9 protein-coding genes are annotated in these 13,137 nt (G+C 67.8%); 1 reads left to right on the top strand and 8 read right to left on the bottom strand.

From position 1 onward, the window contains the following. Nucleotides 1-17: 17 nt before the first annotated feature. The 4 genes from ACRQ5J_RS16405 to ACRQ5J_RS16390 all read right to left on the bottom strand — a co-directional run bounded on the left by ACRQ5J_RS16405 (nt 18) and on the right by ACRQ5J_RS16390 (nt 8,657). Complete coding sequence (locus ACRQ5J_RS16405) at nt 18-1,514, bottom strand: efflux transporter outer membrane subunit (RefSeq protein ID WP_432378077.1); 1,497 nt, start codon at nt 1,512-1,514, stop codon at nt 18-20. Then, a complete protein-coding gene (locus ACRQ5J_RS16400) occupies nt 1,502-4,621 on the bottom strand; it encodes a multidrug efflux RND transporter permease subunit (RefSeq protein ID WP_432378076.1) in 3,120 nt (1,039 codons plus the stop codon). The genes ACRQ5J_RS16405 and ACRQ5J_RS16400 overlap by 13 nt, the downstream gene beginning before the upstream one ends. A gap of 14 nt (nt 4,622-4,635) precedes the next feature. Continuing rightward, nucleotides 4,636-5,778, bottom strand: coding sequence for an efflux RND transporter periplasmic adaptor subunit (locus ACRQ5J_RS16395; RefSeq protein WP_432378075.1), 1,143 nt, complete (start codon nt 5,776-5,778; stop codon nt 4,636-4,638). Nucleotides 5,779-5,987: 209 nt separating this feature from the next. Then, the gene (locus tag ACRQ5J_RS16390) at nt 5,988-8,657 is read right to left on the bottom strand and encodes a GNAT family N-acetyltransferase (RefSeq protein WP_432378073.1); all 2,670 of its coding nucleotides are present in this window, start codon (nt 8,655-8,657) and stop codon (nt 5,988-5,990) included. A 165-nt stretch (nt 8,658-8,822) separates the two neighbouring features. Here ACRQ5J_RS16390 and ACRQ5J_RS16385 point away from each other — a divergent pair, with 165 nt between their 5' ends. Continuing rightward, nucleotides 8,823-9,275 carry a bacteriohemerythrin gene (locus tag ACRQ5J_RS16385; protein ID WP_432378071.1) on the top strand — a complete coding sequence of 151 codons (453 nt, stop codon included), beginning with the start codon at nt 8,823-8,825 and terminating at the stop codon, nt 9,273-9,275. Nucleotides 9,276-9,317: 42 nt separating this feature from the next. Here the strand turns inward: ACRQ5J_RS16385 and ACRQ5J_RS16380 are convergent, their stop codons facing one another. From ACRQ5J_RS16380 to ACRQ5J_RS16365, 4 genes are all read right to left on the bottom strand, one after another. Then, nucleotides 9,318-10,076 carry a Crp/Fnr family transcriptional regulator gene (locus ACRQ5J_RS16380; RefSeq protein ID WP_432378069.1) on the bottom strand — a complete coding sequence of 253 codons (759 nt, stop codon included), beginning with the start codon at nt 10,074-10,076 and terminating at the stop codon, nt 9,318-9,320. Continuing rightward, nucleotides 10,077-10,775, bottom strand: a complete 699-nt coding sequence (locus ACRQ5J_RS16375; RefSeq protein WP_432378067.1) for a Crp/Fnr family transcriptional regulator — start codon at nt 10,773-10,775, stop codon at nt 10,077-10,079. Between the two features lie 10 nt (nt 10,776-10,785). Beyond that, nucleotides 10,786-11,628 carry a universal stress protein gene (locus ACRQ5J_RS16370; RefSeq protein WP_432378066.1) on the bottom strand — a complete coding sequence of 281 codons (843 nt, stop codon included), beginning with the start codon at nt 11,626-11,628 and terminating at the stop codon, nt 10,786-10,788. Nucleotides 11,629-11,743: 115 nt separating this feature from the next. Further along, nucleotides 11,744-13,069 (bottom strand): Nramp family divalent metal transporter, encoded by a 1,326-nt coding sequence (locus tag ACRQ5J_RS16365; RefSeq protein ID WP_432378064.1) that lies wholly within the window; start codon nt 13,067-13,069, stop codon nt 11,744-11,746. Between the last annotated feature and the right edge of the window lie 68 nt (nt 13,070-13,137).

Genomic DNA, 13,137 nt, shown 5'->3' with positions numbered 1-13,137 from the left:
GCCGTCATGATACTGCATCAGCCGATGCCGCCGCCGAGCGCCTTGTACAGCGCGATGGCCGATTTGAAGTGGTCTCGGCGCAGTTCCAGCAGCGTGCTTTGCGCGGCGTAGGCCTGGCGCTGGGCGTCCAGCAGTTCGAGGCGGCTGTCCTGGCCGGCGCCGTAGCGCAGGTTGGACAGGCGCTCGCGCAGCGCCGCAGCGTCCACCACGCGCTGTTGGGCGACGATCTGGCGCTGATAGGTTTCGTTGCTGGCCAGGGCGTCGCTGACTTCGCGGAAGGCGCTCTGGATGACGCGCTCATACTGCACCACGGCGATGTTGTTGCGGACTTCGGCCAGCTTGAGTTCTGCGCGCAGCTGGCCGCCGTGGAAGATCGGCTGCGTGATTTGCGGCGCGAACGACCAGCTGCGGTTGCTGCCCTTGAACAGATTACCCATATCGGCGCTGCCGAAGCCCAGTTGCGCGGTCAGCGAGACGCGCGGGAAGAAGGCGGCGCGGGCGGCGCCAATTTCGGCGTTGGCGGCCACCAGCGCTTGCTCCGCCTGCATGACGTCCGGGCGGCGGGTCAGCAGCTCGGATGGCAGGCCGGCGGGCAGGGTGGTCATCACCGGCTGTTGCGCCAGCGGGCTGCCGGCCGGCAGGTCGGCGGGCAGCGGGGCGCCCAGCAGCAGTTCGAGGTTGTTGCGGGCGAGGCGCACTGTGCGGTCGCGGGCGTGCATGTCCGCTTCGGCGGTGGCCACCTGTCCGGCTGCCTGGGCGACATCGAGGCCGCTGCGCTGCTGCGCGCCGTGCAGTCGTTCGGTCAGCGACAGGGCCAGGCGCCAGTCGGTCAGCGTGCGCGCGGTCAGCTCCGCTTGTTCTTCGGCCAGGCGCAGTTCGAGGTAGGCGTCGGCGACGGCGGCGATCAGCGTCAGGCGCGCGGCGCGCTGGCCTTCGACCGAAGCCAGAAAGCGGGCGAAGGCTGCCTCGGATTGGGAACGCAGGCGGCCGAAGAAATCCAGCTCGAAGGCGTTGATGGCCAGTGCGGCGCTGGTTTGCCGCGTGACCGCGCCACTCGGCGCCTCGGGCGACGAAGCCCGTTGGCGCGTGCCGCCGCCGGTGGCGTCCAGCGCGGGCAGGCGATTCGCGTCCTGGATCTGATACTGCGCCTGCACGGCAGCGACATTCAGCGCCGCCTCGCGCAGATCGCGGTTATTCTCCAGTGCCAGCTCCACCAGCCGCTGCAACGCCGGATCAGCCAACATCTGCCGCCAATCCGGCATCGCCCCGCCGCCGGCGCCGGGCCCGCCAGCAACGTTGGCGGCGTCGTCGCTCACGGGCGTCGCCACTGTGCTGCGCGCGCTTGCGGGCGCCGACTTGTCGCCGGTTGAACGCTGGGTTGCGGATGCGGGCCCGGTCGGCGCGCTGGTCGTGCCGTGGTAGGCTGACGGCACCGGCATCGCCGGTTTCGTCAGCGGTGGGTTGAGCGAGCACCCGGACAGCAGCGCCGCCGATATCGCCATTATTGCTCGCATGTTTTTACTCCTTTACGCATTTTGCCAATCCGCTCCGCGCCGCCAACGACGACCACGAAGAACACCGGCACAAAGAAAATCGCCAACACCGTCGCCGCGACCATGCCGCCGAACACGCCGGTGCCAATCGCGTGCTGCGTCTCGGCGCTGGCGCCCGACGCCAGCATCAGCGGCACCACGCCCAGCGTGAACGCCAGGGACGTCATCAGAATCGGCCGCAGGCGCAGCCGCGCTGCTTCGATGGCCGACTCCACCAGCCCCTTGCCCTCGGCATGCAGCTGCCTCGCATACTCGACGATCAGAATCGCATTCTTGGCCGACAAGCCGATAATCGTGATCATGCCGACCTTGAAGAACACATCATTCGGCATGCCGCGCACCATCACCGCCAGCAGCGCCCCGAGCAGGCCAAGCGGCACCACCAGCATCACCGACAGCGGAATCGACCAGCTCTCGTACAGTGCCGCCAGCACCAGGAACACCACCAGCATCGACAACGCCATCAGCATCGGCGCCTGCGCGGCCGATTCGCGCTCCTGCAAGGACTGGCCAGTCCAGGCCACGCCGAAGCCGGCCGGAAGCTGCGCCACCAGGCGCTCCATCTCCTGCATCGCCGCGCCGCTGGACACGCCTTCAGCCGCGCTGCCGCTGATCCGCGCCGACAGATAACCGTCATAGCGCACCAGCTGCAACGGCGTCTGCTCCCACACCGGATGCACGATCTCGCCCAGCGCCACCATGCCGCCCGCGTTATTGCGGATGCGCAGTGCCAGCACATCGTCCAGCTGCATGCGCGCCGAAGCCTCGGCCTGCACGATCACCTGCTGCATGCGCCCCTTGTTCGGGAAGTCGTTGACGTAGCTCGAACCGGTGGCGCCAACCAGCATATCGCTCACCGCCGCAAACGACACGCCCAGCGCTTCCGCCTTGCGACGGTCGATCTCCAGCCTGATGCTGTTCCCCGGCGGCAGCGCGTCCGGGTACACGCTTTCCAGCAATTTGCTTTGCGCGGCCAGTTCCAGCAGCTTGTTCTGCGCCGCCTGCAAGGCAGCGACGCCATGGCCGGCGCGATCCTGCAAGCGCAGCGAGAAGCCGGACGAATTGCCCAGTTCATCGATGGCCGGCGGCATCACCGTCATGATCATGCCCTCCTTGGCGTTGGTCATGGCTTCCGTCGCCTTGACCACTTCCTCCTGCGCAGTGGCGCCATTGCGCTGGTCCCAGTCCTTCAGCATGGTGAATGCCATGCCGGCGTTCGGGCCGGAACCCGAGAAACTGAAGCCGATCAGCGACTGGTTCACGTCAATGCCCGGCCGGCTGGCCACATGCTGCTCATATTGCTTGATGACGTCGAGCGTGCGGTCCATGGTTGCATCAGACGGCAGCTGGAAGGAGGTCATAATGTAGCCCTGATCCTCTTCCGGCAGGAAGGACGACGGCAACTGCGCAAAGCCCCACACCACACCGGCCACGATCACCGCGTACAAGGCCAGCATGCGGCCGCCGCGCTTGAGCAGGGCGGTGGTGCGCGCCGTATAGCGCGCGGTCAGGGCGTCGAACTTGCGGTCGAACCAGCGGAAGAAGCCTTTCTTCTCATGGTCATCCGGGCCCACAGGCTTGAGCAGCGTCGCGCATAGCGCGGGCGTCAGCGTCAACGCCAGGAAGGCTGAGAACAGAATCGACACCGCCATGGCCACCGTGAACTGGCGGTAGATCACGCCCACAGAGCCGGAGGCCAGCGCCATCGGGATGAACACCGCCGTCAGCACCACGGTGATGCCGACCACCGCGCCGCTGATCTCGCGCATGGCGCGCTTGGTTGCCTCCTTCGGCGACAGGCCTTCGGTCGCCATCAGGCGCTCCACCGCCTCGACCACCACGATGGCGTCATCGACGATAATGCCGATGGCCAGCACCATGCCGAACATCGTCAGTACATTGACCGAATAGCCGGCCACCGCCATTACCGCAAAAGTGCCCAGCAGCGCGATCGGCGCCACGATGGCGGGAATCACTGTGTAGCGTACCTTTTGCAGGAACAGGTACATCACCAGGAATACCAGCACCATCGCCTCCACCAGCGTGCTGACCACCTTCTCGATGGAGATCTTCACGAACGGCGCCGTATCGAAGGGAATGGTGTACTCCATCCCGGCCGGCATGGATTTCGACAGTTCGTCCATGCGCTCGCGGATCAGCTTTGCAGTCTGCACGGCGTTGGCGCCCGGCGACATGGCGATCGATGCGCCCGATGTGGTCTTGCCGTTCTCGCGCGCCTTGAAGGTGTAATCGCGCGCGCCCAGCTCCACGCGGGCGACATCGCCCAGCGTCACGCTGGAGCCGTCGCGCTCCGCGCGCAGCACGATGGCGGCGAATTCCTCCGGCGTGCGCAACTGGCCTTGCACCGTCAGCGGCGTGGTCACGCGCTGGCCGGCGATGGACGGCGTATCGCCCACGCGGCCAGGCGCGATCTGCGCGTTCTGCTGCGCGATGGCATTGGTGACGTCGCTCATCGAGACGTTATACGCGACCAGCTTGGCCGGATCGACCCACACGCGCATCGCCCGCTCGGCGCCGAACAGCTGCACGCGGCCGACGCCCGGCACGCGGCGCAATTCCTCCACCACGTTGCGCGCCAGGTAATCGCCCAGCTCCTCCTCGTTGTGGCCCTTGGTCGAGTTCACGCTGATAATCATCAGGAAGCTGGACGACGACGACTCCACCGTCACACCGCTCTGGCGCACCGTCTGCGGCAGACGCGGCTCGATCGCCTTCAGGCGGTTCTGCACGTCCACCTGCGCCATTTCCGGATCGGTGCCGGGCTTGAAGGTGATGCTGACCGAGGCCGAACCGGAGGTGTCGGTCGACGACTCGAAGTACAGCAGGTTCTTCACGCCAGACAGTTCGCGCTCGATCAGGCTGACCACCGCATCGTTCATCGTTTGCGGCGAAGCGCCCGGATAGCTGGCGTAAATCGACACGCTCGGCGGCGCCACCGACGGGAAGCGCGCAATCGGCAGATTGGGCAAGGCGATCAGTCCAAACAGGATGATGAAGATCGCCACCACCCACGCGAACACGGGGCGGCGTATGAAAAATTGAGACATCTACTCGGTCCTTATCATTTTGCGGCAGGTGCTGGCGCGGCCGACAACTGCGCCGGCGCCTTCCATGCGTGCGGCCTGGCGTGCACGCCTTCCTGCAAGCGCTCCTGGCCTTCGACCACCAGCGTGTCGCCGGCGGCCAGGCCGGTGCGCACCAGGTATTGATGGTTGATGACGTCACCCACGGTGACGGCGCGCTGGCTGGCCTTGCCGGTTTTATCCAGCGTCCACACCGTGGCGTGACCGTCGGCGCCGCGTTGCACCGCCTGTTGCGGCACCAGCAGCGCGTCGGCCGGCGCGGCGCGGGCGATGCGCGCGCGCACGAACATGCCCGGCAACAGCACGCGGTCCGGGTTCTCGACCAGGATGCGGATGGTGGCGTCGCCGGTGCCGGCATCGACATTCAGGTCGGCGAACAGCACCTTGGCGTCGACCTTGTACGGCTGGCCCTCGGCCGACAGGATGGTCGCCGCCTGCTTGCCCGGCCCGCGCATCGCGTGCAGCGAGGCGAGCATCGACGCCGGCTGGCGTACGTCCACATACACCTTGTCGATTTGCAGAATGCGCGCCATCGGACTGGCATCCGACTGGCCGACCAGCGCGCCCTCCGACACCAGTTCCTGGCCGATCCGGCCGCTGATCGGCGCCTGCACCGTGGCAAACGCCAGGTCGAGGCGCTTGCGCTCCAGCGTGGCCTTGGCCTGCGCCACATTGGCGGCGGCCAGGTCGCGGTCGGAGACGGCATCGTCATAAGCCTGGCGGCTGATGGCGTCAGCGTCGATCAGCGGTTGCAGGCGCTCGGCCTGGCGGCTGGCGCGGGCGAGGGTGGCTTGCGCGTGCTGCAGCGCAGCGGCGGCAGTGTCGGACTCCGCCTTTAGCGGCGCCGGATTGAGCTGGAACAGCGGCTGGCCGGCCTGCACCTCGGTGCCTTGCTCGAACAGGCGGCGCAGCACGATGCCGCCGACCTGGGGACGGATATCGGCAGTGCGGTACGCCGCCACGCGGCCCGGCAGGTCGTCGTTCAGCGTGACGGCCGACGGCTTGACCGACAGCACCGTCACCACCGGCGGCGGCGTCTTTTCCTCGGCCTGCTGCGGTCCCTTGGAGCAGGCCGCTAGCGTCAGCACGGCCAGCAGCACAGGCCAGTTCTTGAAATCCATAGTCTTTCCCACGAGCGAACAAAACCAAGAGCGTACTTGTCGCAATTGCAGGTTCTGTTGGGGAATTGTGGAGATTTGGTGGAGGGTGCAAATTTGACATGCGCCGCGCATGTCAACGGGGGGATTCCGGTTCACCGCCGCAGCCGGCCTCGCGCGCGGCGCTGTTCCCCCACCGCGCGGCATGATGATGTGCTGACGCGCGTGCTACCCTAGAGCTTCTTGCTGCACAGCTGGAAGTCCGGGTCTTCCTCGTAGAGCAGGACCTGGAAGCCCAGGCTGGCCATCAGCTTGAGCATCGGCCGGTTCTTGCGCAGCACCAGGCCGACTGTTTCGCTCAGGCCGCGGTCGCGGGCGACGTCCATGATCTCCAGCATCAGGCGCGTGCCGAGGCCCTGGCCGCTGAACTTGTCGTCCACCAGCAGCGAGAATTCGCAGCTGCTGCGGTCCGGATTGGCGATGTAGCGCGAGACGCCGATGATTTGTTCGGTTTCGGTGAAGCTGCCGTCGTCGTCGGCGGTGCGGGTGGTCAGCACCGCCACCAGCGCCATTTCGCGGTCGTAGTCGATCAGCGAGTAGCGCGCCAGCATCTGCGCCGACAGCTCGCGCAGCGACGAGGCGAAGCGGTTGTAGCGCGACTGGTCCGACAGGCCGCGCACCAGCGCTTGCAGCATTTCGGCGTCGGTCGGCTGCACCGGGCGCAGCGTGTACTCGCCGCCGCCGCGCATCGGCCACGCGCTGGCGTAATTGGCCGGATACGGCATGATGGCCAGCTGGTCGTAGCGCTGCGCCGATGGCGGCGCCACGCCGACCACCACGCGGGCGTCGACCGCCAGCACGCCGAACTGGTCGACGATCAGCGGGTTGATGTCCAGTTCGCGCAACTGCGGCAGTTCGCACACCATTTCCGATACGCGCAGCAGAATGTGCTCGATCGCCTGCCGGTCCACGCCCGGCGCGCCGCGCCATTCGCCCAGCGTGGCGGCGACGCGCGCGCGGTCGATCAGGCGCTGCGCCAGGAAGGGATTCAGCGGCGGCAGCTCGACCGCCCGGTCGTTGAGCAATTCGACCATGGTGCCGCCGGCGCCGAAGCCGATCACCGGGCCGAACAGCGGATCGCTGGCGACGCCGATGTACAGTTCGCGGCCATCGCGCTTGCCGGCCATGCGCTGCACGGTGACGCCGTTGATGCTGGCGTTCGGCTGCAAACGGCGCACATTGGCCAGCATGTCGCCATAGGCGGCGCTGAGCGCGGCGGCATCGCCGAGGTTCAGCACCACGCCTTGCACCTCGGATTTGTGCGGAATGTCGGGCGAATCGATTTTCAACGCGACCGGGTAGCCCAGCTGGGCGGCGATCAGCTGCGCCTCGGCCGCGCTGCGCGCCGGCATGGTGGGCGTGATGGGAATGTGGAAGGCCGCCAGCAGCGCCTTCGATTCCATTTCGGTCAGCACGCTGCGGCGCTCGGCCAGCACGCTTTCGACCAGGCGGCGCGCGCCTTCCAGGTCGGGCTTGGCCAGCTGCGACAGCGGCGGCGGCGTTTGCTGCAATAGCTGCTGGTTCTGGTAGAACGCAGCGATATTGCCGAAGCCGTCCACCGCCGCTTCCGGCGTGCGGAAGTTGGCCAGCCCCGATTGCGCGATCAGGTGGCGCGCCGGCGCCACGCGCTCGTCGCCCATCCAGCACGCCAGCAGCGGCTTGCCCAGCCCCTTGGCGGCGGCGATGGCGCCTTGCGCCACGGCCAGCGGGTCGCCATCGAGCTTGGGCGAATAGATGGCCAGCAGGCCGTCCACTTGCGGATCTGCGGCGCAGGCGCGGATGGCGGCGGCGTAGTGCTCCGGGCCGGCCTCCTCGGACAGGTCGACCAGGTCGGTCAGCGTGGCGTGCTGCGGCAGTTCGCCGGCCAGCGTTTTCACGGCCTGGTCGCCGGCGCGCGCCAGTTGCAGCCCGAGTTTGCCCAGCCAGTCGGCGGCCAGCACGCCGGGGCCGCCGCCATTGCTGATGACGGCCAGGCGCGGGCCCACGGGCCGGTAGCGCGAAGCCAGGCATTTGGCGGCCGAGAACAGCTGCACGAAGTTGGAAACGCGCACCGCGCCGGTACGCCGCAGCGCGGCGTCGAACACCTCGTCGCTGCCGATCAGCATGCCGGAGTGGGTGGCGGCCGCGCGCGACGACGCCGCCGCGTTGCCGGATTTGATGATGACCACCGGCTTGGTGTTGGCCGTGCCGCGCAGCGCCGACAGGAAGCGGCGCGCGTCGGTGATGCCTTCCATGTAGATGACGATGCTTTCGGTGGCGGGGTCGGTGGACAAAAAGTCCAGCGTTTGCGCCAGGTCGACCGAGGTGTTGGGGCCAAGCGACACCACCGCCGACAGGCCGACCGAGTTGCTGCCGGCCCAGTCCAGAATGGCCGAGGTCAGCGCGCCCGATTGCGAGATCAGCGCCAGGCTGCCGCTTTGCGCCAGCTTGCCGGCGACGCCGGCGTTGAGCTTGAGGCGCGGGCGCTGGAAGCCGAGGCTGTTCGGCCCGAGCAGGTACAGATCGTGTTTGCGGGCGATGGCGTGCAGCTCGGCCGCCAGCGCCGGCGACACGCTGGACGAGACGACCAGCGCCGACTTGCACTGGATGCGGCCGGCCACCTCCAGCGCGAAGGCCAGTTCCTCGTGCGGCAGCGCGATCAACGCCAGGTCGGCGCGCGATTGCACCAGGTCGGCCAGGGTGCCGGTCATGCTGACGTCGAGGAAGCTCAGGGCGCCGTCGTAGCCGCCGTCGCGCAACTGGGCGCAGATGCTGCGGCCGTAGGCGGTCTGGCGTTCCGGCGGGCCGGCAAAGACGACGATCGACTTGGGCGCAAACAGCGGGCTGAGGTAGTGCAGATCCATGATACGTTCTCGACAATGACTGGCAGCCCACACTATACGCCATGCGGCTAAGGCGGCGAAGTTTATCGTGCGGTGCGGCAAATCGGCGCGGCTTGACCTGGATCATGGATTTGCCAGTTGCGCTTGTGCATAGTAGAGGTAGCCCAATGCCACCAGGAGAGAATCATGGATACCCACGCTTTGAGCGCCGACATGGTGCTCGGCATTCCCTTGTTTGATGAGGCGCACCAGGCGCTGGCCGAGCAGATCAATGTGCTGCTGGAAGGCCCGGACACGGATTTTGCAGACAACCTGGCCGCGCTGGTCGAGTGCCTGGAGGATGATTTCCGCGTCGAGGAGAAGTTGATGGACGCCATCGATTACCCTGCCACGCGCAGCCACCGCGAGCAGCACGCGCGCGTGCTGGCCACGCTGCATGGCCTGGCGCCGGGTGATATTGTGGCCGGGCGCAAGGTGGCGGCCTTGATCTTGCCCTGGTTTCAGGTGCATCTTGCCACGGCCGACACGGCGCTGGCGATTGCTTTGCAGATGGCCGGACGGGCGCAGGGCGCGGCTGCCGATGCGGTGCCGGCGGCTCGGCTGAGTTCGCGCCGCCGGGTGGCGCCGCATCTGACCTGATGCGGCGCGCCTTGGGTTCCCGCCTGCGCGGGAACGACGGCTTTAGTCGTCCAGGGCCAGCGGGGCGCCGGCCGCCACCAGTTCCACATCGGCGCGGCCCGGCAGCGTGTAGGCACGCTGCCCCATGCTCAGCCAGCCCCGGCGGCGCATGGCGCTGAGGCAGCGGCTGACAGTGGACGAGGTCAGCCCAAGATAATCGGCAATATCCTGGCGCGACATCGGCAAGGTGGCGCGCGCCAGCCCATGGGCGAAGCCCTGCGCCTGTTCCAGCCGCTGCAAGAGGAATTGCGCCACCCGCTGCACCGCCGAGGTGCTGCGCAGCATGGCCGCGTGCTGCTGGTGGCGCGCGATCGCGCCGCTGAGCAGCTGGCCGAAGGCGTCGGCGCTGCGCGGCTGGCGGTCCAGCAGCGCGGTCAGCATTGCGTACGGCACGCTGGTGATTTCGCACTCGGTCAGCGCCACCGCGCCGGCGTGGCGCTGGTCCTCGTTCAGCGACTCCAGGCCGATCCACGCGCCGGGGCCGAGAAACTCGATGATGTGCTGGCCGCCGTCGCGGCCGTGCTGGTACAGCTTGACGTCGCCGCTGCGGATGATGTGCAGGTGCTGGTCCACCTGGTCCGACACGCGGAACAGGTGGTCGCCGCCGTGCAGCTGGACGCAGCGCCGCTCCAGGCACGGCTGCTGCGCCGGCAGGCTGCCGTCCGCGGCCTCGTCCAGGCACAGGATGTTGAGCGGACAGGCCTGGCAGCGGCGGATGCTGTCGGCCACGCTATCGGTGACCAGGCGGAGTCGTTGTCCCATCTAATTCTCCATTCCGGCGGCCGTGCGTTGCAGCGCGGCCGGGTCCAGCAGCGTGATGTCGCGGCGGTGCAGCTCGAGCACGCCCTTGCGGCGGAACTGGTCGATCAGCCGGCTGACGCATTCGGCGCTGACGCCGATGTAGCTGGCGATATCGCAGCGCGACATCGGCAGCCGGAAACGGTGCGCCGAATAGCCGTTGCTGCGGTAGGCGTTCGACAGGCTCAGCACCAGGTCGGCCATGCGCTGGCGCGAATGCGTGTGGTGCAGCAGCAGCGTGGCCTGCTGGGCACGGCGGATTTCGCCGGCCAGCAGCGCGTGCAGGCCGCTGCGCTGCATGGGCTGGCGGCGGCCGCGGAAGGCCTGGCGGTCCCAGTCGATGACGCACACTTCGCTATCCTCCAGCGCCACCGCGCTGGCCGTGTAGCCGGCGGCGCCGAGCGTGTTGAGGCCCAAAAAGTCCGGCGCCATGGCGAAGGCGATCACCTGTTCCTCGTCGCCGGGCCGCTGCATCACCAGCTTGAAGCTGCCGGAACGGATGCAGTAAATGCGGTTGCCGGGCGACTCGCCAACCCGGTACAGGCTGTCGTGACGGCGCACGCGCAGCCGGTGGCCGGCGATCTGGTCGTTGGCGGCCGTGCCCGCACACAGGCGCGTGTGGATGCAGCGCTCGCAATTGCTGCGGTAAGAATCGATACCCATGCCGCCCCGCTCAATGTGCCATCAGGACCGGCAGCGTCATCGACTGCAGCACGCGGCGGGTAACGCCGCCCAGCACGATCTCGCGCCAGCGCTGGTGGCCGTAGGCGCCCATCACCAGCAGGTCGGCGCCGATGTCAGCGGCCAGCGACAGCAGCGCGTTGCCGATGTCCAGCCCGCCGGGCGCGTGCTGCTGCGTGAGCTCGACGTTGACGCCGTGGCGCGCCAGGAACAGGGCGATGTCGGCGCCCGGGTTCTCGCCGTGCGTGCCAAACTGGGTCTGGGCGTTGAACACCGCCAGCGTGACCCGTTTGCTGCGGCGCAGCAGCGGCAGCCCGTCGGTGATGGCGCGGGTGGCGGCGCGGCTGCCGTCCCAGGCCACCAGCGCGTGCTGGTCGATATGCTCGTAGCGGCCGGCGTAGGGCACCAGCAGCACCGGGCGGCCGCCGTGCAGGGCCAGGTGTTCCGGCAGCTTGTAGAGGATGTCGGGGCCGCTCAGTTCGGGATCGCTCTGGCTCAGCACCAGCAGGTCGGCGTAGCGCGCCTGCAGCACCAGGCCGGTTTCGGAATCGTCATCGCTGAGGCGGCGCTCGTAGGCCACGCCGGCGGCATCGGCCCTGGCGACGAAGGCGTCGAGCGCCTGCTTGCTATGGCTGGTGACCAGTTCCACATCGGACGGCGTCAGCACGCCGCCGTAGGCGAAGGCGGCGTTGCGGTAGGTTTCCTGCGTCAGGCCGGTGAAGGCCGCGCCAACCAGGTGGGCCTCATGGCCGATGGCAACCTGGCAGGCCAGCGCGTAGCGCGACGCCGCGTGCGGGGAGAGGTCGGCATGAACCAGGATCGTTTTGTAAGTCATGATGAGCTCCTTGTATTTAGCGTGGTCAGGCTATCAAAGCTCATCGACAATTTTTATGATCTGGATCAAATTTCCCCGGATAAATTATTGATACGACACACTGGACAATGGCGGCCTAGCCGGCCAGCGCGCGTGTCACCATGATGACGTTGAGGGTGACGATGACCGCCATCATGGTCCAGGCCAGCCAGGTCACCGCGCGCGGCGTGGCGAAGCCGCCCATAATGCGGCGGTCGCTGGAATAGCGGATCAGCGGCCACATGGCGAACGGCAGTTGCAGGCTGAGAATGACCTGACTGAGCAGCAACAGGCTGGTGACGCCGCTGTCGCCGTACACCAGTGTGACCACCAGCGCCGGCACGATCGCCACCGAGCGCGTGACCAGCCGCCGCGCCCACGGCGGCATGCGGATCTGCACGAAGCCCTCCATGACGATTTGCCCGGCCAGCGTGGCGGTGACGGAGGAACTGAGGCCGGCCGCCAGCAGCGCCACGCCGAACAGGATGCTGGCCAGCGCGGCGCCGGTCAGCGGGCCGAGCAACTGGTAGGCTTCCTCGAGGTCGGCGACATGGGCGTTGCCGGTGGTGTGGAACACCGCCGCCGAGGTCACAAGGATGGCGCCGTTGACCAGGCAGGCCAGCCCGAGCGCGACGACGATGTCGACCGTGGCGAACGAGATGGCCTTGCGCTTGCCGGCGTCGCTGGTGTCGAAGCGGCGCGTCTGCACGGTGGACGAGTGCAGGTACAGATTGTGCGGCATGACGGTGGCGCCGATGATGCCGATGGCCAGGTACAACATGCCGGGATCGGTCACCGTTGCGGTCGACGGCATGAAGCCGGCCGCCACCGCGCGCCACTCGGGCTGGGCCAGCGCCAGGTTGATGGCGAAGCAGATGAAGATCACGCCCAGCAGCGCGATGACGAACGCTTCCAGGTAGCGGAAGCCGCGCTGTTGCAGCCACAGGATGGCGAACACGTCGAGCGCGGTCAGCACCACGCCGTAGCTCAGCGGTATGCCGAACAGCAGCTTGAGCGCGATGGCGGTGCCGATCACCTCGGCCAGGTCGCAGGCGCAGATGGCGATTTCGCACAGCAGCCACTGGCAAAACGCCGAGCGGCGCGATGAATGCTGGCGGCTCAGTTGCGCCAGGTCCGCTTGCGCGACGATGCCGAGGCGCGCGGTCAGTACCTGCAACAGCATCGCCATGCAGCTGGACAGGGCGATGATCCATAGCAGCGCGTAGCCGTAGGCGGCGCCGCCGGCCAGGTCGGTGGCCCAGTTGCCCGGGTCCATGTAGCCAACCGCGACCAGGTAGCCGGGACCGATGAAGCTGAGCAGGCGGCGCCACCGCAGGCCGTGCTGGCGCACCGCTACGCTGCGCTGGCCGTTCATGCCGGCGCCGGGCTGCTCCAGTTGCGTGGATATGACAGGGGGCGTCATGTGAAAAGCTCCTTTGCGGCCGCCGTCGGCCGGTCTGCTGCTGGTGATCTGCGTGGCGGCGGGAGGCT

The sequence above is a fragment of the Duganella sp. P38 genome, from assembly GCF_050859475.1.
GTDB lineage: Bacteria > Pseudomonadota > Gammaproteobacteria > Burkholderiales > Burkholderiaceae_D > Rugamonas.
Note: the sequence above shows the minus strand (reverse complement) of the source record. Positions and strands in the feature narration are given on the sequence as shown.